Origin of the sequence: Streptomyces sp. ISL-12 (genome assembly GCF_018614415.1) — a bacterium.
Classification (GTDB): domain Bacteria; phylum Actinomycetota; class Actinomycetes; order Streptomycetales; family Streptomycetaceae; genus Streptomyces.
In genome coordinates this window covers 32,399-57,442 of the sequence record NZ_JAGGOO010000086.1, presented here as the reverse complement: position 1 = coordinate 57,442, position 25,044 = coordinate 32,399, and the positions used below count along the sequence as shown (strand labels likewise).

1 protein-coding gene is annotated in these 25,044 nt (G+C 71.8%); it reads left to right on the top strand.

Features of this window, described 5'->3' with window-relative positions:
• Entirely contained in the window at positions 1-25,044 is a 25,044-nt protein-coding gene (locus J7I94_RS23900) for a lonely Cys domain-containing protein (protein WP_215169848.1), read from the top strand.

Below are 25,044 nucleotides of genomic sequence, written 5' to 3'. Positions count from 1 at the left end.
ATGGCAATCGATTTCTCGCCCGCTCTCCGGGAGTTCCTGCAAGTATTCCTCGGAGCGAGTGTCCCCACCGGTGACGAGGATCTCGGCTTTCAGAGCCGGCGATCCCTGACCCGGGTGGAGACGGATGTCCGGTCGTGGGCGGACGAGATGAACGGTGCCATCTCCGCCGTGGCGGACAAACTGCCCGGTGATGTCGGCAGGGCGTTCAAATCCGCGTTGAACGAGTTCGTCGATGATCAGGGGCAGAACCATCTGACCCGTTTCGCGGATGATCTGCGGGACCGGGCGGACAAGCGGACCACCATGTCGATGAGTCTGCGGGAGAACAAGTACGAGCTCATCCTTGAATGGGTCGAGCTGAAGGCGTCGATCGCGGCGATCATCGCGACCTCCTTCTTCACCGGTGGTACTTCGGTGTGGCAGATAGCGCTTGCCGAAGCGCGGAGCGCGCTGGCGATGGCCCTCATCCTGCAACGGCTGGGGCGGGCGGTGCCGACTCCTTTGTCGGCGGCGCTGGAAGCGGTGCAGGAAGCGTTCGTCACCTTCGGCGCCCAGATGCTCTCGATGAGCGTGCCCGATGACCCCGGGCAGCGCCGCAAGAGCTTCGACTGGTCGGACATCGGCCGGTCGGCGGTGACGGGCGCGTTCGCGGGGCTCTTCGCGGGAGCTTTCGGCCAGGCGTTCCAGCCGGCCGCGAAAAAGTTCCTCGACGGCGCTCCGGAGTGGAAGAAGGAGGCGATGGAGCTTCCGGCGTCCTTCGTGAACGAGGGGCAGGCGGAGACCTTCGCCGAGGCCTTCACGAAACTGGCGTACGAGGGGAAGTTCGGCGTCGACGCGTCGACGTTCGTCAGTGGAGGTCTCAGCGGACTTCTGACCGACGCGGCCATGGGTGCCGCGGGCGGCGGGAGCAAGTGGCTGCACGGCAAGGTGTTCGGCGCTGACAAGTTCAGTGAGTACAACGCGAGCGGTGCGGGAGCCGCCCCCACGGCCGTGGGCGGCGTCAGTGGTCAGTCCACCGACGGCGCGAACCAGGCGGGCGACCCCACCGGCAGCGGCGGGGACGTCACCGGGTATGTGCCGGTCGGCACCGGAGCCCAGCCGTCGGGCACCCCCGCAGCCGGCCGTCCGTCCGGCACCGAGACCCACACCGACACGAGCCCGCCCCCGAGTACTTCCTCCACACCGGACACGAGCAGCTCCTACGCCTCCGATCCCGACGGTGCAGGTACAGGTACGAACGTCGCGGGAGCGCCGCCCGTGACCCCTGCCCCGGTACCTGCCGACACGTACCAGCCGCCGCCGACCGCTTCGGTGACCGACCCGGTCGGTACCGTTCCTCCTCCGGTCCAGCACGGTGTTCCCCCGCTGACAGCTGTGACCTATCCCGGCGTTCCCCTGGTCAGTGATCCCGTGACCGATCCGGCGGACGACAGCGCGTCCGTCTACAGCGACGTCAGCGCGCTGGGTCCAGGAGAAGAGGTCGATCTCGATACCGCGAGTGCGGTGAGTGACCTCTCTTATACGGCCGACCTGAACGACGTCAGTCCTGTCCCCACTGCTTCCGACCACCCGGGCGCCGACACCGTCTTCTCGACACTGAGCCCGGCCGGAACAGCGGCCGGGGTTCCGCCCACGGACATGACATCGGCCGAGAGCCCCTTGCCTGCGGCTGTGGATGTGAGTGCGTCGGTAGCGGGCAGTGGTGTTTTCTCTGTGCCTTCGTCCGACACGGACTTTTCCTCGGGGCCGGTGGATGCCGCGTCGACGGGTACGTCGGAGTCCGGCTTGCCCGCGTCCGCGACGCACCCGGTCCCTGAGCCGACGCGGACCGTGGCCGGTGTTCCGCTCACGGATGTGACGTCGGCCGGGAGTTCTCTGCCTGCGGCTGTGGGTGTGAGTGGGTCTGCGGCGGGCAGTGGTGCTACCTCCGTGTCTTCGGCCGGTGCGAGTCCTGCTTCGGAGCAGGTGGATGCCGTGTCGGCGGGTACGCCGAAGTCCGGCCTGCCCGCGTCCGCGACGCACCCGGTCCCCGAGTCGACGCAGGCCCCGGAACCCGGCTCACCGACAACCGACCGCCCGGACACCGCCGCTTCGGCCACGGGCACGGCCACGGAAGGGCGCGACGACACCACCGCCGTTCCCGATACCGATACCGGTACCGGTACCGGTACCGGTACCGCCGGCCTTCCCCTCGCCGCCGGCACGGGGGGAGTCCCTACCTCCGTGGACCAGGGGCCCGCCGAGTCGCTCTCCACCCAGTCGTCCGACCAGCCGTCCGATCCCTCCGCACCGCAGCCGGGTAACCCGAGCGGCGCCACCTCGGCCGGCGACCAGCCGGTGCGACCCGCGACCACGGTGACCGCCGACTCGACGACCGACACCGCCCCCGTCACCACCCCCGTCACGCGGTCGGCCACGGACCCCGTCGCGTCCGGCGCGGAACCGCTTCCGGTACCTCCCGCGTCAAGCGAGTCGAATGCTCCCGCCCCGGCCGATCCCTCCGGTGCTCCCACCGACCCGGTCCTGGCGGAAACCGTCGTCGCGCCCGCCGATACGCCGCCGTCACCGGTCGTGGCCGCGCCCACGGGCGCCCTCCCCGCAGCGGCCGGCCCGCCCTCGTCCGTCGGCCAGCAGCCCCAGGGGCGAGCGGATCAGACGGCAGGCATCTCCGGGCCCACGGAGCCGGCCCCGGCCGACGCGACCCCGTCGCCGTCACCGTCGTCGGTTCAGGACGTCGCAGCACCCGGCAGCCCCCGCGACTCCGACGCCTTCGCCACACCGCACACGCAACCGGCGGAGTCCCGGCCCGGCACCGCCACCACCGCGCTGCCGGATGCCGCTCCCACGGTCCGGACCAGCAGCACCGACACCCCGCCTCCGGCCCACGACGCGCGGACTGCCGCCCCGGCGACCGGCCCGGCCGTTCAAAGCGGTCCGCACGTCCACATATCCGCACCCGTGCCCACCGGCTCGGCAGCGACCTGGAGTACACCGCCCGTCGACGCCGGGTCGGACATGCCGAGCCAGGCCACTGGATGGGCACGGCAGCCTGACGTGACGTTGCGGTCGGTGTTCACCGGGGACGGGCAGCGCATCGCCCTGACCTCATTCAGTGACGTGGACTGGGCCAGGAGGGAACCCGCGTACCAGAACCTGCACGCGGCCACCACGTATGTGAGCTGGACCGGCGGAAGATCCGCACCCACCGCCGCCGTGCGACCCCTGCCCGGCGGACCCGGCACCTTCTTCTTCGCCTCGCACGGAAGCGAACTGGGGCTGGAACTGTCGGCGGCGGACGGCAGCAGGCGTGTGGACGACGGCTCGTACGTAGGCCGGCTGCTGAGCGGCGCGGCACGGAACGGTTTCACCAGCATCACGGTGCTGGCCTGTGGCACGAGGTTCAGGCCGGGCGACAGGCAGCGAGCCCAGGACCTGGCCGGCCGCATCGCCGAAGCCAGCGGACTGACGGTGTACGCCCCGTACGGACCCGTGGCGGTGACACGGTCGGTGGACGGGCACACCGGCCCCGCGACCATGCACGTCCTGGACGACGACCCCGGAGGCCGATCGAGTTTCGTCCAGGCGTCCCCCGGGACCCTGCCACCGCCCGCTCCGCAGCCGGTACCCGAAACGACCACTGACTCCACGGCGGACATCGGCTACCCCGACCCGCGGGACGTCAACTCCGGTGGGAGACGGCGCCTGCCGCTCGGCGACCTGCCACCGGGCTACAGCCCGTTCAGCTCCGGTGACCGGAGTGGAGCGCCCGGGCCCGGTGGCCTGCCGCCGGTCTCCAGCCCGTTCAGCCCCGGTTCCCGCAGCGGAGTACCCGGGCTCGGCGACCTGCCGCCAGGTTACAGCCCGTTCAGCGCCGCTGCCCGGGACGGAGAACCCGGACTGGGCCAACTGCCGACGACGCACAGCCCGTTCGGGCCCGGCCCAGGTGGCCGCTCCGCCATGCCCTCACCGTTCCAGTCAGCGGACCCGTGGGCGGCCGGTCCTGGATTCCCGGCGCCTCAGAGCACCTCCTTGGCCACGGCCCCGGCCAACGACGTCTCCCACGGAGCCCACACGTTGCTCCGTACCCCCAGAGGCCACAGGCAAGGGCGCAACTGGACCGGTAGGCCGCTCTCCGGACTCCGCACCTCCGGCTACGCCGTGGTGGACACGGCCGGGCGCATGCAGTCGCGGGACGACACACCCTGGGGAGACGCCAGGGTCTGGGCGGTCGTCGCCAACGTCTGGGAACCCGGCCTGATCGACGGCATCGTCGACGACCCGGATCGGCCGGCCGGTGTCCCCGTGCTCCTTGTGGCGCCGGTCTCCAGCACCCTGGAAGAGCCGCGCCTGCTGGCCGACCGGTTGGGGACACCGGTATGGTCCACGGACGCCCGTCACCGGCTTGTCGAGCAGACCAACGGCGACACACTCGTGGGATTCATCGACACCGACGGCGACCGCCCGGTCGGTCAGTGGATTCACAGCCGGCCCGGCATGGTGGCCCCTCCGGGTGAGAACACGATCAAATCCACGGCGGGCGGCGCCTTCTGGGAGAGGGATCTCCTCTCCCACACGATGGTGCATCCCGAAACCCGGGAGTCGACAGGACGCCTTCTCTACGACGACCCATTGGTGTACATTCCCGCCGCCCAGCATGTCTCCCACGCCACCGGACTGACCGCTTACGGATACGCGGGCGACTCCTCCTTCGAGCTGGGGGACCCCGGGAACCCGAACTCACCTGACCGCATCCTCGTCCACGGCCCCCTCAACGAGGCCCGTGAGGACGTCATCCGGTTCCGTCCGGAGATGCCCGACAGCCAGTTGGCCCAGTGGGCCGACCACGTGGGTCTCGACCCGAGTGTCGCGAACCGCCTGGAACACGTGCGCCGTTGGACGCGCGCACTGCGCCGGGCGTACGGCCCGACGATCGACGAGCCCGGCAGCCAGGCCGACTTCTACGGCCAGGCCATGCGCGGCTTCGCCGCGCTCCAGCGCCTGCGCGAGAACAGCGGGGAAAGCACACCGCTCACGTGGCGAGCCCTGACGGACATATTGCAGCGGTTCTACGGGGGACACGGCCGTACGACGCCTCCCTACCCCGAGGCGCTGCGCTCCCTCCTGGAACAGGCCGGCCGGCACGACGGAAGCGGCATGCCGCTGGCGCAGTTCTTGTCCGCTTCCTCCAGCATCCCTTCGCGGCCCGGTCCGACGGCACAGGGCGTGACGCAGACACCCGGCCGCACATGGACGCCCTTCATGAGCGGCCCGGCAGGGACGACCGGAGGGGCCCGAGGACACACCAGGGGCGCGGACCCACTGGCACCGTCGAGGCGGCGGCCGGATCCGGACGCGATGGCCGATGCCGCCTTCCACCCCTCGACGTTGATCAGCCTTCCGGACGGACGGACCCAGGGGCGCAACTGGACAGGTGCGGCACTGCGCCCGCTGGACGTCCAGCGAACCCTGGTCGTCCGGCAGATCGCCGGGCAGCGGCCCGAGCCGGTGTCACGGACGGCGGCTCCGTGGCAGGGGCGGAGCAACCATGCGCCATGGGTGGTGGTGGCCGACGGGGATGCCCACCAGGTCATGATGCCGGTCGGGAACGGGCGTACCCGGCCGTTCGAGGCCGAGTCGGTCGCCGCGTGGGTGCGGGCCGATCCGGAGCTGGCCGGCCTGTCGCCGGATGTCGATGTGGTGCTGGTCGTCCCGGGCGCGGGCGGCCAGGACAGGACGCTGCCGCGGGCGGTCGCGGACGCGACGGGGCGCCGGGTGTGGTCCACCTACGGCGAGGCCCGGATACAGGCGGTAGGCGGGCGGAGCGCCATCGCTCTTGTCGACCGTGACCCGGCGGACGCCCCGTTCGAGAAGCAGCATCCCCTGGGTGCGTGGTTCGTGACGGCACCGGGGATGTCGCCGGAGCAGTCGGACGAGGCCGGGTTCCTCACCACCCTCAGCGGTGAACGCGTCCCCGACACCGCGGTCAGTTCACGTCCGGTGGTCGGTGCCGATCACCGGGCGATCGGCGACATCAGCACGGCGGACGACAGCAGGCGCGCAGAAGAAGGCACGGCGTTCCTGCCCGGGGACATCCGGCAGATCATTCACCGGCGTCCGCTGGTCGGCACCGAGATCGCGGCCGAGCCGGTACCGCACGAGATGGCGGCAGCGGTGCGGTACCGGATGGTGAACCACGGACACCCGGGAGTGGCGGTCCTCCACCTCCGGTCCGGTGACGTGGTGTCGGTGAGCGGCCGGGAGTACGGCGAGTGGCTGAGCCGGCGGCGGAGCGTGCGGGAACTCGACCCGGCGGCCCAGATATGGCTGACCGCCTGCTGGGGCGCGGCGGCGGAGGACCACCTCGGTCGCTCCGCCGAGAACGGGCCCACGCCTCATGTCCGGGATCCGCTCGATCCGCGATTCCCCGCCGTGGGCCAGGCAACGGCGAACGCTACCGGGCGGGTCACCTGGTCGAGCAGCAGGACGATGGGATACGCCCTCCTCGACGACGACTCCCACCGGGATTGGTGGCCGTTCGTCCAGCTCGCCACGCCCGACGGCGGTACCAGGGGCCGACTGGTGAAGTTCGTCCCGGAGCCGGCCGGCGTCGAGCTGGACGACGTGGCACGTCAGGCGGGTCTGCTCACCGGACAAGGGCCCGGGCCGGCCGATGTGCGCGAGGTGGCGCTGCGCCTGGTGCGGGCGCTGCGCGCGATGTTCGGGCCGGATGTGCGGCAGGACGGTGACTACCCGCGCCTGCTGTCCGGCATCGGCGCGCTGGAGCGGCTGCGGGCCGGTGACGAGGGCCTGAGCGCCGTCACGCCGTTCACCCTCGATCTGTGGCACATGGTGACCCGTGCCGACGCGGGCCTGCTGCCGGGCGCTGAAGCGGACGGACCGGCCTATCGTGCCGCGCTGGGCCACGCCGAACAGGTCGTCACCCAGTACCCCGGGGCCACTGTGTCGACGACCTGGTCACTGCCCTGGCTCGGGGTCACGACTGAGCTGTTCGCCGCGGAACCGACGCGTACCAGCCTGGTCGACGCGGTGGTGGGCGACGGCTCACCGGCCGCGCCGCGGGACGCGAATGTCACACATGCCTTCTGGAGCCTGGCCAACGCGCAGGCCCACCTGGGAGAACTCGACGACGACGAGCGGTCCGAGCTGGCCGCGCGCGTCCTGCACCTGCCCGCCGCCGCGGACACGTCACCCCTGTCCCACGTGCAGGACCTGCTGCTCCTGCTGGCGCGGGCGGCGGCGGCCGGCCGGGACATCACCGACCCCGTCGCGGTCGCCTCCTACGACCTGGAACTGAGGGGAGCGCTGTCGGAGGGGACCTCGGTACCGGTGCTCGGCAGCGACGTCCGCAGCGTCCGCAACTGGACCGGCACCGAGATAGGAGAGATCAACGGCTGGAACCTGCATCGACTCCAGTGGCGGGCGGACGGCCGGCTGGGCGCGGGGGACATCATTGCGGCGCCATGGTCCGACGACGCCATCGGCCAGCCCTACCTGGTCCTCGCCGACGTACGGCAGGAGCACGTCGTACTGGAGCTGCCCGGCCAGCCCGCACTTGACGTCCCTCTCGATGAAGTGGTCGACCTCATCCAGCGCGACCGCAGGCAGTTCCGACTCCCGGAGAACTCACCAGTGGTGCTGGTCCCGCCAGGGGCGGACGTGCTGGGACACCCGTTGCCACTCGCCATCGCCCAGCGAACCGGCCGCCCCACCTTCGTCCACACCGGCCAGGTGATGCTGACGAACCTGCACGGCATCCACTTCATCAGCCAGATCCCGAGCGACCAGGAGGAATTCTGGAGCCCGGTCCTGCCCACCGACACCGCTGACTCCGACTCCGGTTCCGACGCCTCGTCGGACGTCCCGAGCGAGGCGTCGCACGACGGTGCGCAGGACGTGGACGACGTGGCCACGTCCTTGGCACAGGTAGTCCTGGGCGATTCGCCGGCATCGCCCACCACCCGGGCGCGCCGGTTCCTGTTCGACGCGTCGTCAGTGCTGGGGCCGGCCGGCGGACGGGCTCAGGGACGCGACTGGACCGGCGGGCTCGACGGGTCCGGCGGCGAGATCGAGACCTCGGAGCTGCGGGTCTACGAGCAGGGCGAGGACGGACGGCTCGACCTGGTGGACGAAACCGACGCGCCGTGGGCCGAGCGGGACACACCGGCGCCGTACGTGTGGGCGGCGCAGGGCGATCACGAGCATGTGCTGAGGCCCGGCCCGCAGGGGCGTCCGGAGCGGCTCGCGGCACCTGAGTTCGCCGAGTGGGTGGCGGCCGACCCGGCGCTGGCGGTCCTGCCCGCCGACGTGCCGGTGGTGCTGGCGGTGCCGTACGCCGGCGCGCAGGACCTGGTGCTGCCGCGCGCGGTGGCGGACCGTACCGGCCGCCGGGTCTGGGCCCCGGCGGGAGACGGACGGCTGGTACGCGACGCGGAGGACGGCCGACGGGGGACGGCCGTGGTGGACCACGAGCCGGCCGTGCCGCTGCCGCAGCGGCGCCCGTTGGGCGTCTGGGTGCCCGTGGACCCCGGTGGCCCGGACGCCGTGGCGGTGCTGCCCGGCGAGGTGGAAGCGTTCGACGGGCAGGTGGTGCGGGACACGGAACTGCACTCCCGGACGCTGGTGGCCGACGGGGAGCGGGTCGGCCGGGTGCTGATCGGCGACGACAACCGCACCCGGGAGAGACTGTCGCGGACGACGCTCGCCGAACTGGCGGGCGGAGACATGCTGCGGGTGCATCCGGCGTCGCTGGACGTGGTGGGGGGCGATCCGCTGCCCAGGGAGATGACCGCGGCGGTGCGCTACCGCTCGCAGTTCCACGGCGCACCGGGCCTGGCGGTCTACCCGCTGCGCGCGGGCGGGACCGTGACGGTGCCGGCCGCCGCCGTGGCGGCCGAACACGCGCGACGCCGGGAGATACGGGAACTGGGCCCGGGGCACCAGCTGTGGATCGACGCGTGCTGGAGCGGTGCGGCCACCGACGACCTGGGTGCGCCCTCGCACGCGGCGGCACCGGACTCGTACGTCTTCGATGTGCTCGATCCGCTGCACCCGGCGGTGGCCGCGGCGATCGCGAACGCGACCGGCCGGGTCGCCTGGGGCGCCACCCGGATGACGGGGGAGTGGTTCGACCGTTCGCCCTACCAGATGACCACGATGACCGGTGCTCCGGCACGGCTGGTGCGCTTCGAGCCGGAACCGGCGGGAGCGGAGCTGGACGCCCTGGCGGCGCGGGCCGGACTCGTCGCGCCCGGGACCACGAGGGTGCCGGAGCCGGTGCGGTCCCTGACGCTCCGTCTGGTGCGGGCGCTGCGCACCGCCTTCGGGAGCACGGTGGCGGCGGATGTCGGCGCCGACGCCTACGACCGGTTGCTGCGGGGCATCGGGGCGCTGGAGATGCTGCGGTCCAACGACCGGCGGTTGCGCGAGACGACACCGCTGACCATGCACCTGTGGCAGCGCGCGGCGCGGGCCCGGGCCGGGCTCGGCCCCGACGCCACGCCGGGACCCGACGCGTACGCGCAAGTACTGGACTGGGCGCGGGAGACGCGGACCACTCGGCCCGGCACCCGGCTGCTGGACGCGCTGCCGCTGCCCGGTGTGCACGCGGCGCTGGGCCGGATGAGCCGGCCCGTGGAGCGCACCCGGCTGACGCGGACCGTACTGCGGCTGGCGGACCGGGACCCGGTCGGTGAGCGGGAGACGGCCCGGGCCATGTGGGCCCTGACCCGGGCGGCCGAGATACTGCCGGCGGATCCGGCGGCACGCCAGGAACTGGCGACACAGGTGCTGCACCTGGACGCCTCCAGGCCACCGGACATGGGCGAGGCGATGCGGTTGTGGGACCGGATCGCACAGGCCGAGGCGGCCGGCCGGGACGTCACCGACACCGACGTGCTGGCCGCGTTCGACCTGGAGGCGCGCGGCGCCCTGACGGACGCCACCGCGATCACCGGGGCCCGCGGCGGGGGCCGGAACTTCACCGGCACCCCCCTCGGCGCGCTCGACGCGACCACCGTGGACACCTGGCTGGTCGCCGAGGACGGCACGGTCGACGGAGGACCGGCGGTCCTCGCCCCCTGGGCGGACGAGCCGGACGCCGCCCCGGCGTACGTGGTGTGGGCACCCACCGTGGCGGGCCGGCCGGTGCTCGTGCTCCCCGGCGGTGAGGTGGTGGGTGTCTCCGGTGCGGAGATCGCCGCGCTGCTGACCGCCGACCCGGTACTGCTGTCCGCCGACGTGAAACGGCCGGTGGTACTGGCGGTGCCCGGCGCCGGGCGGGAGGAGACACCTGTACACCGGACGGTGACCGAGCGCACGGGCCGCACCGCCTACGCCTACCCCTGGCAGGTGTCCGTGCAGCCGGGCCCCGACGGCGGCGCGCACCGGATCGCCGTGGTGATGGCCGCCGGCCAGCCGCTGCCCGAGTGGTCCCGGTCCGGTTCCGACAGCGCCACCGACCCCTTCTCGTATACGCAGCGCGCGGCGGTCCTGGCCACGGCCCGTTCCGCCCGGTCGAGCTCCCCCTCCCTCCTGCCGTCCGGCGAACCCGGCTCGCCCGACGCCCGGTTGCTGCGACGGCGCTTCCTGCGGACGGCCGCGGACGGCCCGGATCCACTGGTGGCCGAGATCGAGGCGGCGGTCCGGTACGGGCTGCGGAACCCGGAAGCCGGCTTCCCCCGGCTGCTGCTGGACACCGAACTGGGTGAACTCGTCGAGGAGACCGCCGGATTCGGGGACGGACCCGACCGGGAGGCATGGCTCGCCGAGGCCGAGACGACGATGCTGGAGATGGTTCCCGGCCTGGTGGACCAGGTGCGCGCCAAGATCGCCGACCACTTCGCGTCCGTGACCGGGCAACGCCCCGAGACACCCGTTCCCACGATCGAGTCCGTATTCCCGGCCGCCGTGCCGCCCGGTCCGCCGGGGACGCTGGTGCCGGACGGAGCGGAGCCGGACCAGGACACGGCCGCGACGGACCCGCCCGTGGACCCGACGGTGGGCACGCCTGCGGACGCGACGGTGGACACGGTGCCATCCGTCGCTCCCGTGGAGACGAGGCGGTGGCGGCTCCCCGCCTACGTGGAGGACATGCGGGCCGGTGGCCGGACGACCCTGTACGGGCTCACGGGCACCGACTGGGTCGCCGAGCAGATCGGCGCGCTCACCTCGGGTGGTCCGGCCACGGAGCTGATGGCGGAGCTGGCGGGGGCGCCCGACACGTTCCTCGGGCACGGACGGGTCTTCCAGGTACGCGGCGGCGACGGCTGGTACGACGTCACGCTGGCGATCACCCGGGACCCCGGGGAGCCCCGGCCGCTGGTCGTCTCCGTGGACACGGCGCGGCAGGTCGCGACCCGCACCGTCAACGAGCGGTCCTCGACGGCCGCCGCCGGTCATTCGTCGACCTGGAGCAGTGGCTGGGCGCTGCGCGGCGGCGGCACGTTCCTGGTGCCGACCCCCCAGCCGGGACTCATGGCGGGCGCCGCGCTGCAGGCGAACCTCGCGATCGGGCAGCGGTCGGTGACGGTGGCGGTCCAGGACGATGTCAAGGACGGCCGCGGTGTGGCCACCCAGCCGGGCACGGTCGAGGTACCCCGCCGGTTCATCTGGTCGTTGCGGGTGGCGAAGTCCGGATCCGGGCACGCGCGGACGCTGCGCGGGCAGGGGACGGTGGCGCTGCGGGTCCCCGTCGAGGACCTGGTGCCGGAGGGGCTGCGGTCCCGGCCGACCGCTTTCACCCCCATCGGCGCGGACACCGGCCGCCGTATCGCGGCCGCCGTCTCGCTGGTGATGCTGACGGCCGACGCCGGACGGCCCTACCAGGGCGGCGGGGGCATCTTCGACGCCATCCGTTCCCACCTGCCCGCCGCCCTGACGGCCCCGGGCGCGCCCGGCCGGACGCTGGCCTTCGAAGCCGCGTCGTCCGAGGGTCTGCTGCGCAACCTGCCGCGTCTGCTCGCCGGCTGGGTTCCCTCGGGTGAGCTGATGAGCGCGCACGGCGACACCGCCGGCGGCTACCGCATGCGGGCCACGATCACCGAACTGGCGCCCGTACCCCGCAACTACGAGGATTCCGCCGCACCCTCCGACGCTCAGGCACCGCCGGCCGCGGCCGGGGCCGGACAGCCGGGGCAGACCGGGGAGCCGACCCACCCCAGGCTGCGTACGACCCGGACGACGAGCGGCCAGCGCTCCACCAAGGTCGGCGAGGGCACCGCGTGGGACATCGCGGTGGGCCCGGGAATCGGGATCGACGCCCTGGCGCTGGGCCCGCGCGCCCGCGTCTTCCTCCAACCGGGCCTCAGCGGGGGAAGGAACCGCTCGCTGTCGGTGCTGGCCGGCACGGCGACGAAGAACAGCTCGGATCTCGCCGGTGACACGGTGCAGTACCAGGCCCGGGTACGCGTCGAGGTGCAGAGCACCGGCGGACACCCGCCCGCGGCGCGTACCGGACGCGGCCGGACAGCCGGCGCGGACGCCCAGGTATGGCTCTATCTGCGCGCCGAGGAAGCCGCCGAACTGGGGCTCCCCTTGCCCGACGGTGTCGCGCCGGGCCCGCTGACCACGCACCCCGGTTTCGAACGCATCCTGCCCCGTGGGCCGTTGGGCACCAGCACGGCACTCCAGGGCCTGGACACGGCGGGGCTCCTGGACGCCGTCCACCGGCACTTCACCCAGGACGCCCGACTGGCCGGTTTCCTGCCGGGGCTCCCCGCCGCGGACCGGGCGGGCGCTTCCCGCCGGTGGACCTCCCCGGCGGACGAGTCCAGGATGCGGAACAACGAGCGGGCCCTGTACACCGCGCTGTCACCGGCCGGTCTGCAGAACCGCAGGAGGGCGCTGTTCACCACCGGTGTTCCGGTCCGGCTGGTCCGCAAGCATCCGGCCTCCACGGAGACCGTCGTCGTCAGGGTCAGGGGACGGCTCACGGAGGGACCCGCATACCGGGGCGACGTAGGCGGTTGGAAGACGAGGTACGGCCACACGACGCGCGCGGGCACCGACAGCGAGGCCGCGACCAGGGCGGGGGCTTCGCTGTACGGACGCTTCAACGCGAGGCCGATGCGCGGGTCCTTCAGCCTGCTTGGCACGGCGAGCGCGGAGTTCTCCGCCACCCGGGCCGGCGGCACCGCCCTGCGGGTCACCGGTGAGACCGACAACGACGGGCACGCGCCGACCAGTGTGTTCGATGTGCGAGTGGCCTTCGAGGTGGAGATCACCTCGGTCAGCCGGAGCAGTCAGTGGCGGCGCCTGACGACTCCGGGGACGCCGGGCCGGCACACGCCCGCGGTCACCACTTTGCTGGCGGGTGCGCCGGCGACGGGCGGCCGCGAAACCTCCACCGCCACCTCGCTGTCCACGCTGTCCATCGAACCGGTACCCGCGCTGCTGACCTCGCCGGCGGCACTGACACTGACCGCTGACCGGCCGGAACCGACCACGCCACCGGCCGGGTCACCAGTGGGGTCACCGGCCGTGTCACCGGTCGGCGGGCCGCGCCCGGTGGGCGGCCCCGAGCCGCTCGACGTCCCCCCGGCGGACGGTATCGGCGCCCTGTACGACCCCGAGTGGGCACGCCCCTCGGCCGGCGCGTCCGACCTCCGGGACTGGCTGATGGTGGAGGACCACGGCGCCGGGGAACACCTCAGGAGTCTCGCACTGGACCTGCTGGTCCAGGCCGCGGGCGACGGCGACGACGCGCTCGGTGTGCCGGGACTCGATCCCGCCTCGATGATCGAGGCCGCGTTCGGACCGGACGGACTGGCCACGAGCTTCCAGGCCGGCCCCGACCAGGTGTGGCTGGTGGACGAGTTGCGGTTCGACCGGCGCTGGTCCGGGCTGCTCGGCGCCGTCGGTGCCAGGGTGAACGTCAGCGCGCCCACCGTGGTGCACGTGGCCGACGGACCACCGTTGTCGCGGACCTACACCGTACGGCGCGGCGCGACCGGCAGCGCGGGCCAGAGCCTGACGATCGGCACGCAACTCGGACTCATCGGCAGTGGCAACTCGGGTTCGCCCGTGCGCCTGCTGGGAGGCGTCGGCGCAAGCCGGTCCTGGAGCTGGTCCCGGGGATCGTCCTTCGGCACCGAAGGAGCGGTCGAGTCCAAGCACACCATGTCGGCAGGTGAACCCATGGTGCTGGTCCAGGCCGACCTGGAACTGCTCATGGTGGCCGAGGTGTCGGTACGGGGCGGCACTCCACGGGTCAGCTCCGGCGGACGCCGGATACCGGGGGCGGTCCTCGCCTGGCTCACCGAGAACGAGGCACACCGCCTCGGCCTCACCACGCAGGGCCCCGCGGCACCGGCCCGCACGGCACCGGAGTCCGCCGATGCCCTGGCCGGCCTGCGTCTCGAAGGGGCGGGCCCGCTGCCCCTCGGCCTGACCGAGCGGGTGCCGGACTTCCGCAGGCTGCTGCCCGCCCTGCGTGAGGAGCTCGGACGCCTGCGCGGTCAGGACCACGCCGACAGGCTCCTGCCGCACCGCCTGGTGGAGGACCGGCAGCGCAACACGTCCCGGCTCATGACAGTCCTGAGCGGTCTCGGCAGCCGCGGTCTGCTGGCCGGAGCACTGGACGGCGGTGTGCCGGTCGAACTGCGGCAGCGCGACGGCACCCTCGCGTACGTCGCGCGCCTGACCGTCACCCGCGGCACCGGTGTCTTCCACGACCGCCCCGCCGAGCGGCGCGGCAGCGACATCACGACCAGCGCGAACTTCACCCGGCAGACGACACGGACCAGGGGAAGGACCCAGGGCGGCAACGTGTCGCTCCTGCCGGCCTTGCGCCTGAGCCCGAGTGGCGACTCCAGCTCCGGCATCAGCGCACCGGTGGCCCTGGCCGGTCAGGGGACGCGCGCCGCCGTCAACGGCAGCCAGGGGAAGTACGGGACCGGTGTGACGGTCAGCGCCGACCCCAACGCCGCGACCGTGCGCGTACGCTTCCCGCTCGATGTCGCCCTGGAGCTGTATCAGCCCGGCGCCCACCGCGACGACGCCCCGGCCGCCCGGGTCCGGCTCGGACCTCCGCCGCGTGGCGACGACGACCGCTATGCGCTGCACCGTGTGCTGGAGGCCGATCTGCGGGCGCTCGCCGGCAGCGGAGCGGTCTCGGCACCCGCCCGTCACGACCGTGCCCTCTCGGCACCGTCGATGGCGCCGGAGCAGTGGCGCGCCGCCGGCACGGCGCTTCCGATGGAGGCACAGGTCCACAGTTTCCAGGGCGCGCCGCAGGTGCGTGCCGCTCTGGAGAGGCTTGTCGACGGCCTCGGTGCCTCCGCCGCCTTCGGCACGACGGGCACCCCCGCCGCCTCGCTGCTCGAAGGCGCGCTGTCCACCGAATGGCTCCGCTCCGCACTGCCCATGCTCGTCGCCACCGGAGGACGTATCCCGGTCGCGTTCACCGACGGCTTCCTCGACGGACAGGATCTGAACGTCTCGATCCACGCGCGCCTCACCGGCGGTGAGGTCCTCGGTGTGGGTGACCGCATGCTCTTCGACGTGGTCGTCGGTGACGCTCCGGGCGTCCCCCGCCTGAGCGAGACCTCCGCCGCGAGCACCCTGACCGACGCGGCCGGCGGCGGTCCGCCCTCCGGCGGTGCGGCCTGGTACCAGTACCGCGAGGCGGACCTGCACAACCACACCGCCTCCGGTGCCGTCGTCCTCGGGCGCGGCGCGGACACCGTCTTCACCCCCGGAAGCGGCCACGCTCCGCGGGTCCGGATCACCGGTCCCTCCGTGCTGGTGCGGTTCGACGCGGAGGTGCTGCTGGAAGCGGGACTGCGCCACCGCCTCGGGCACCTGACGGGGATCACCGACCGGACGGGCGAAGTGGTGGTGGGGCTGCCGCAGCCGGTCGTCGTCCGCATGGAACTGCGCTCGGCAGCCCACCTGGTGGCCCAGAACGCCATCGGTGACCCGCGTGCCGCGCTGCCCTTCTCCGGCCCCCTGCCGAAACCCGCCGGCGGCGAACCCGACTGGTCCGCGCGTGCCCTCTTCCACGACATCCATGACGCCAAGGGCAAGACCATCGGCAAGGCGTCCTTCGCCCCCGGCGACTGGAAGCACCGCGAGCCCGCGCTGAGCCGGGTCGGCGACGCCACGGCCTACGTCGAGTGGCGCAGAGCCTCCGACGGGCGCCTCGACAGCGACCTGCGGCCACTGCCCTTCCCGAACCGGCCCCGCTTCTACCTGGCGGGCCACGGTACGCGCGACGGTGTCGAAGTGATCGGGCAGGACGGCACGCCCCTGCCGCTCGGCCCGGACGGCATCGTCCGGATCGCCCAGAACTGGTCCGAGCTGGCCAAGCTCTCGTCCGACACCCTCCTCGTCCTGCTGGCGTGCGGACCCATGAACACGGACGTCGGACGCCGGCTGGCCGCCGTCACCGGCCTGACGGTCGTGCAACCGCGGTGGAGCGCCGCCGCCACCCCGCCGCAGGGCGACCGGCCGGCCAGGCTGCACATGCTGGAGGCGCCCGACGGCACGCCGGGCGGGCTGGTCCTGCACCGCCCCGGCGGCCGGAGCGAGACCTACGAACCGGACGGGACCCAGCCCGGGCCCGGCACAGACCCCTGGGAAGGAACCTCCTACCCCGGCCCGGAACACCGTCTGAGCGGACGGCCGACGCACCCGGCATACGCGAAGAAGACGCGGATCGTCCATAACGGCCGCCCCCGGGGACGGAACTGGACGGGTGCGGACATCGACGAGCTGGACATGTCGGTGACGCACGTCTACCAGCAGGTGGGTCAGCACGAGCCCAACCTGGTCTCGGACCACCCCGCACCGTGGGGCAGCGACGCCTGGGCCGTGGTGGCGGACGGGGATGCCGGGCATGTGATGTTCCCCGGACCGGACGGACGGCTGACGAGGGTTCCGGTCGAGCAGGCCGCGGCGTGGGTGCTGAACGACCCGGGCCTGCTCCAGTATCCGCCGGACGCCGATGTCGTCCTGGTCGTGCCCGGCGTGGGCGGTCAGCAGATGACACTGGTGCGTGACATCGCGGACGGTACGGGGCGTCGGGTGTGGGCGACATACGGCGAGGCACGGGCGTTCCGGCTGCCGCGACGGCGTGGCATCTCAGCCCTGGGCGACCGGCGCCGGCATGTCGCCGCCCTGGTGGGCAGGGTCCCGGTCGGGACGCCGGCGGGGGAGGGGCCTCCGCTGGGTGCGTGGCTGGTGGCCGATCCCGCGCCCGGTGCACTTCGATCCGCCCCCGCCGCCGGTTTCCGGACCCTGGACGGGGAGCAGATCTCTGATTCCGAAGTGGATGTCCGTCCCGCGGTGAACACCGTGCACCGGATGTTCGGCGGCGTCAGTATGGAAGACGATTCCCGAGGCAACGAATCCGCGACGATGCTCATGCCCAGGGAAATCGCCAAGGTGACGCACCAGCATCCGTCAGGTGCGGAGATGAACACCGAGCTTCTTCCTCGCGAGATGATTGCGGCGGCACGCTATCGCATGAGTAACCACGGGCTGCCCGGAGCGGCTCAACTGCACCTGAGGTCCGGTAGAACGGTCGCGCTGAGCGGCCGGGAATATGCGCAGTGGCTGGGGCGGCAGCGTGCCATTCGAGAACTCGATGACGAGGCGCAGGTCTGGCTGAACGTTTGCTGGTCCGCCAGTGCCACGGACCGGAAATTGCCTCCTTCAATCGGGCAAGCGGCACCATCCGAGTATCTTTTTGTCGCAGATCCACTCGATCCGGTGCTGCCCGCGCTCGGCCAGGAAGTCGCCAACGCGGTCAAACGCATCGTGTGGGGAGGTACCAGGCCGACGGGGTTCGATTTCAACACTGTCGACGGAAACGTTCTGACACCACTCACACATATCGCGGCGGCGGACGGTACCCGAGGCCGACTGGTCAAGTTCAAGCCGGAACCGTCGGCTGACCAGCTGGGGGCTCTGGCGGTCGCGGCGGGTCTGTGGCCGGCGGGCACCACCGTGCCCGCCGGGGTGGGCGCGACGGCGCTGCGACTGGCGAGAGCACTGCGTGCGGTATTCGGGCTGGAAGTGGAGGACGATGCCCATCTGCCCGACGGTACGTACGCTCGGCGGCTCCGCGGCGTGGGGGCTCTGGAACGAATGCGGGCCAACGATCCCGAACTGAGCAGGCTGACTCCGTTCACACTGGATCTGCTCGCTCACACGGCCCGCGCGCATTCAGGGCTGCACCCGACCGCAGAGCCGGAAGCCGAGCACTATCGCTCTGTTCTGCGTCATGCAGTGAAGGTGGCGAACCAGAGCGAACGCCCCGCTTTGTTGGCGACTTGGCCGATTCCTTGGATCGATGAAAGTCTGAACACTTTCGCCGACGCAGGCAAACGGGCGGAACGGGTCCGTGAAGTACTGGGCCTTGCGCCTACAGCGTCGCTGGAGAGCAGGGAGTTCACACATGCGTTCTGGAGCTCTGTCAAGGCGACGGCCCATATGCGGAGGTTCGGGGTGGCGGAACACAAGTCACTTGCGGCCGGCGCTCTGCACCTGACTGTTCCCCCGACCGAAGAACATGTGAAGCAGTGGCGTCTCCTGCTTGCGGCGTCCGCCGCCGCGGGCCGGGACATCACCGATCCGGTGGCGGTAGGTGTGCACGACCTGGTGCGCAGAGGCGCCCTGTCCAGGGCGACCATGCTCCCGGTGGCCGGTTCACGGGCACTCAACGTTCGCAACTGGACGCGCGCCAGGCTGCAGCAGTTCAACGATGCGCAGTTCCAGGAACTCGCCCGGGATGCCAAGGGAGCGCTGTACGTCGCGGGCGTGAAGAAGGCGCCGTGGGCGGCCGACGCGCAGTACACCGCGCCCTACGTGATCCTGGCGGAGCCGCACCCGACCGGTGTCCAGATCAACCTTCCGGGCGATGTCGCACTGGTCGTCTCCCGCAAGGAACTGGCGGAACTGGTGCGCCTCGACCACATGCATCTCCAGCTGCCTCCCACGGCTCCGGTGGTTCTGGGTATCTCAGGGGCCGGTTCCTGGGGCGGCGGCCTGATGAGTGACATCGCGAACGGGACCGGTCGCGATGTCGTGGCCAACCGCGCGGCATTGGCCTTCGCAGGCGCCCCCAGCACGCTCTCCCAGGTCCCCACGGACAGGTCGGCCGACTGGGTCTGGCACAGGGGACCTCTCGCATCCGATCTGGCCGCACCACCGAGTTCCCGCGCCCGGCGGGCCTTCTCGGGTGGGCCCGGCACCTCGGAACAGGCAGAGGTGCATCGGGCGCACGCGCCGTCGACGCTGATCACGTCGGACGATGGCTGGCCGCAGGGGCGGAACTGGTCGGCCGAGCCCATCGGCACGCTGGTCGTGGACAGGACATATGTCCACCGGGTGGCGGGGGGACGGGCTCTGCACGAGGAGGGTGCGGCTCCCTGGCCGAGTGATGCCTGGGTAGTGGTCGCTGACGGCAGCGACAGTCATGTGTCACTGCCCCGGGCGGACGGCCGGCTGGTTCCGGTCCCGGTGAGTGACGCCGCGGCGTGGGTGATCAATGACCCCGAGCTCGCCGAGTATCCGTCGTCGGTACCGGTGGTGCTGGTGGTGCCGGGGGTGGGAGCCCAGGACCAGGCGTGGCAGCGTTCGATCGCGGACGCCACGGGCCGTACCGTGTGGTCCACCTATGGTGAGGCCCGGGTACGGCGGCTGCGGAACAGGCATGTCATCACCCTGGTCGACAGGGCACCGGCAGGCGCCGTGCCCAGGCAACAGCCGGTGGTGGGCAGGTGGTTCGCCACTGTCCCCGCGGCACCGGGCGCACGTCCGGCACAGCCGGGCGGATCGTTCAGGACTGTGAGCAACGTCGTGGTCGACGACGCCGATGTGTGGGTTCGTCCCGCGGTCGGCGTCTCGAACGAGGTGCACGGCGCTCTCAGCATGCGGGACGACCATGCGCGTCTTGAACTGCCGTCTGGGGAGTTGCCCAAGGACATCAGGGTACTGACGCACCTGCGCATGCCGGCCGAGACCAAGACGGGAACGACGGAACTGCCACCGGAGATGGTGGCGTCGGTGAAGTACCGGATGACCAATCACGGGCTGCCCGGCTACACCGCCCTCCGTCTGAACTCCGGTGCCGAGGTGCGTCTCAGTGGCCGGGAGTTCGCCGGATGGCTGAGCAGACGACGCGGCATCCAGGATCTCGGCAGTCGTGATCACATCTGGCTGAGCATGTGCTGGAGTGCTACCGCGACGGATACGCCCCCATGGGAGCTGTCACAAGCATCGGCGGTTCCGCACGTCGCGGACCCTCTCGATCCGGTGTACCCCGCCGTCGGCCAGGAGACCGCGAACCTGACGCGACGTACCACCTGGGCACACACCAGGGCGACAGGTTTTCGGTTCACCCCTGGCCAGGCGGACGTCGAGCAAGTCGATTACACGGAACCGAACGGCACGCGTGGCCGAGTGGTCATGTTCAGACCGGAGCCCCTGCCCGAGCAGTTGGCCGACCTGGCGGTCCGAGCAGGTCTGTGGCGAGAACCGGGACCGGTGCCGTCCAGGACGACTGCGACAGCGTTGCGGCTGGTACGGGCTCTGCGCGCGGTCTTCGGGCCGGAGGTGGAACAAGACGCCTACCACCCGCAAGGCGCCTACGACGCACACGGTGTCCACGGCGGACTGCTCAAGGGTGCGGCAGCGCTCGAACAACTGCGAGCCAATGACACCCTGCTGCACGAGGTGACCCCCTTCACACTGGATCTCTGGGCGTTCGTCGCCCGTGCGCACGCCGGACTGGCACCGGCCGCCGAGCCGACCCGCGCCCAGTACGCGGCGGCCCTGGAGCACGCGACGCGAGCCGTGCACCAACCGGGCGCCACGGTGCTCTCGACGTGGTCACTCCCCCTGCTCGCCGGTCACGCTCCCGGATTCGCTCCTGACAGCGACCGGTTCACGGCCAACGTCCGGCAGATCGTCGGCGGTCGTCCGTCGGCCCCCCCGCACCGCAGGGACGTGGCACACGCCTTCTGGAGCCTGGTCAAGGCCAGGGCGCAGCTGGAGAGCCTGCCCCCGCAACGACGTGGCGCGCTGCTGTACGCGCTGCACCTGCCCCAGGTTCCCACCGCGCAGGAAGCGCCCGCCCTCGCGGGGAGCCTGGCGGTGCTGATGGCTCAGGCCGCGGCAGCGGGCCGTGACCTCACCGACACCATGCAGGTGTTCGCGTATGACCTGGTGCGGCGAGGCGCCCTGGACGACGGACAGACCCTGACAGGGGTCACCGGCACACCGAACCAGCGCACCGTACGGAACTGGACGGACATCGACGTACGAGAAGTCGACCCCGGACAGCTGCTCACTTCGGCATCCGACGGCCCTTCGGCGAGCGCCGTCCTCTCGGAAGCTCCCTGGGCGGCCGGACACACGCGGACCACTCCCTACATGGTGCTGGCCGAGCCGGGCCCGCGAGGCATCAGGCTGCGCCTTCGCGACGGATTCACCGCGTGGGCTCTCCCACAGGAACTGGCTGAACTGGTGCGCCGGGATCTCGTGCAACTCCGTCTTCCTCGCACGTCCCCGGTGGTGCTCGGCATCTCCGGAGCGGGCGCGGGCCCCCGACTGCTGCCGGCTGCCCTGGCACAGTCCACCGGACGGCTCGTTTTCGCCTACACCGGCCCGCTCGAACTGCGGCGGACGGGCAGCAGTCACACCATCGCCACGCTGCCGACCGGCCGACCGGAGAGCTGGCTCCGGTTCGCCCCTCAGCCTCCTGCCGCGTCCACTGGTCCCGTGCGGAACGTCGGCTCGCAGCCGCTGGCGCTGTCCGGCGCCGCAAGCGGCGAGGACTCATCGGAGGTACGCCATCCGGCGTACGCGCCGGAAACACTGATCAGGTCGGCCAACGGCGGTTTCACCGGCCGGAGCTGGACCGGAAGTCACATCGGCTCACTGGTGGTGGACAGGACCCGTGTCCACCGGGCGGCGGGAGGCCGATCCGAACGTGAGGAAGTGGCTCCCTGGCCGAGTGATGCCTGGGTGGTGGTCGCGGACGGCAACAGCGGTCATGTGATGCTGCCCGGGGCGGACGGCCGGCTGGCGCCGGTCCCGGTGGATGAGGCCGCCGCGTGGGTGGTCAACGATCCCCAGCTTGCCGAGTATCCGTCTTCGGTACCGGTGGTGCTGGTGGTGCCGGAGGTGGGAGCCCAGGACCGGGTGTGGCCGCGTATGATCGCGGACGCCACGGGGCGGACCGTGTGGTCCACCTACGGTGAGGCCCGGGTGCGACCGCAGCCGAACGGGCATGTCATAGCCCTGGTCGACAGGGCACCAGAAGGCGTACATCAGTCCGAGCGGCCAGTAGTGGGCAGGTGGTTCGCCACCGACCCCGCTGCGGCTGGTGTGTCCCGGACGCAGGCGCAAGCGGCTGAGTCGTTCGAGACCACTCGCAACACGGTGGTCGATGACGCCGACGTGATGGTTCGCCCTGCGGTCAGCGCGTCGCACAGGGCGCACGGCAGCGTGAGCGAGGGAGACGACAACGCACTTCTGGAAGCCGTGAATACGGACGAGCCCGGTGACGTGCGCGTGAGGAACTGGCACTCCAGCTATCTCCTGACAGAAGTCAGGGCGTTGCCGCCGGAGATGGTGGCGTCGGTGAAGTACCGGATGAACAACCACGGACTGCCTGGCCACGCAGTGCTGCGTCTGAAGTCCGGTACCGACGCGATGCTGAGCGGCCGGGAGTACGGCGGATGGCTGAGCAGACGGCGCAGCATTCGGGAGCTGGCACCCGACGACCACATCTGGCTGAGTGCCTGCTGGTCCGCTACTGCGACGGATCAGCTGCCTGGGACGTCGTCCTCACCCCTCTTCCCGGGGTCCCCCCTGCCGCATGTCGCGGATCCCCTCGATCCCGTGTTCCCGGCACTCGGCCAGGAGACGGCGAACCTGACACGGCGTAGCACCTGGGCGAATACCAGGCCAGTGGGCTATTTACTCGATGACGAGAGCCCTACGGGGCATCGGCACACGGTCGTTCTGGAGTCGAATGGCAGGGGCGGACGAACGGTCATGTTCAAGCCCGAGCCGTTGCCCGCCCAGTTGGCGGACATGGCGTCCCCGGCGGGTGTGTGGCAAGGATCGGGGCCGGTGCCCTCCGAGGTGAGGGCGACAGTGCTGCGGCTGGTGCGGGCCCTGCGCGCGGTCTTCGGTCCGCAGGTGGAGCGGGACGCGTACGGCCGCGACGGCGCCTACGATCCGCGGAGCGTCCACGGGCGGCTGCTCGCGGGTGCGGGAGCGCTGGAGCGGTTGCGGGCGAACGATGCCCTCCTGCGCGAAGTGACCCCGTTCACGCTGGATCTGTGGGCGTCCGTGGCCCGGGCACACGCCCGGCTGGCACCGAGCGTCGAACCGGGCACCGCGCAGTACGAGGCGGTTCTTCATGCCGCGAAGAACGCTGCCGCCTTCCCGGACGCCACCGTTCTCACGGCGTGGCCGCTTCCCACCCTTGCGGCTTCCGCTCCCCAGTTCATACCCGAGCAGGGCCAGACCCGGTCCGACCTCACCCCCGTGGTGCGGACATACATCGGCGGCGACCTGTCGGAGCCGGTGCGCCCCAGAGACGTCACGCACGCCTTCTGGAGCCTGGTCAGGGCGAGGTCGTTGCTGGAAAGCCTGCCGTTCCCGCAACGCATGCGATTGCTGGCCGTTCTGCACCTGCCCGAAGCCCCTGCTCCGGACGACGGGAGGAAGCTGGCCGAGCTGTCGAAGCGCCTGCTGCTGCTTACGGCCCGGGCCGCAGCGTCCGGCCGGGACATCACCAAGGCCGTGGAGCTGGCCGCGTACGACCTGGAAAGCCGAGGCGCTTTCAGCGAGCAGACCCTGACGAAGGTCACCGGCGTACCAGGTCAGGGCACCGTCCGGAACTGGACAGCAGTCGGCGTCCGGGACCTGGAAAGCGATCGGTTCCAGAGACTCGCCCCGGCAGCCGATGGCTCGCACGAGAGCGAGAGCTACGCGGAATCGCCCTGGGGGAAGAGAGCCGGCTGGAGCACCCCCTACGTCGTGCTGGCGGAGGCCCGTCAGGATGCCACCGCGGTGCTGCATCTCCCCGACGGAACAGCGCAATCGGTCAATCACCTGGAATTGGCCGAGCTCGTGCGCCGGGACATCGCGCAGCTCGGGCTACCCGCCACGTCCCCGGTGGTACTGGGCATCTCGGGCGCCGGAGCGGCCACGCTGCCGGCTGCCGTGATGCGGTTGACGGGCCGCCCTGTCTTCGCCTACACGGGCCCGGTGGAGCCGCGGCCCACTGGCACCGGCCACACCCTCGCCGTCCGGCCGACCGGCCGACCGGAGAAATGGATCTCCGCTCACCCCAAAGCCTTCACTGTCCCGAGCGCTGCCGCACGGGGTGCCGTCCCACCGAGCACCGCCACGCAGTCACCCACCTCACCCACCCCGGCGTTCGGCGGGGCACCGCTCCTGGCGCAGGGCGGAGCCGGTCTTCCGCGCCCCGTGGTGACGGGTGACGGGAAGGACCTCGCCATCGCGTTGGCCGACGCGTTGCGTACCCGCCCGTGGCGGCGGCCGGAGGACGGGCCCGGCGATGTCCCGTGGCTGACCGCAGCCGACACCGCGGACACGGACGCGGTGGCCGCGGGCTTCGAGTCCTGGCTGACCGGACAGCTCGCCGATGACGGCGACGGCGGCGGAGCAATGGCGGTGAGCAGTCTCCTGCCGGCAGGTGACGGGCCCGTCGTCACGGAGAACGACCTGCGCGACGCGGGTATCGTTCTGGACCCGGGCCGGCAGATGCGGCTCGCGCTGTCGGGCAACGCGATGACCCCCGCGGAACTCGGCCTGAGCCCTGTGCACCGGCTGCGCCTGCTCCTCCACGGACCTCGGGCACCCGAAGCGACCTATGCCAGGGCGCTGCTGGCGGCCCGGCAGCTGGGCATCCGCCTTGTCCTGACCGAAGAGGACGGAGCAGACGGAACGGAACACGGCTTCGGTGACGCGGATGCACCCGTGATCCGGCTGCGGTCCGACGGCTGGCATCGCCCGTTCCTCTCCGCGCGAGGAGAGTGA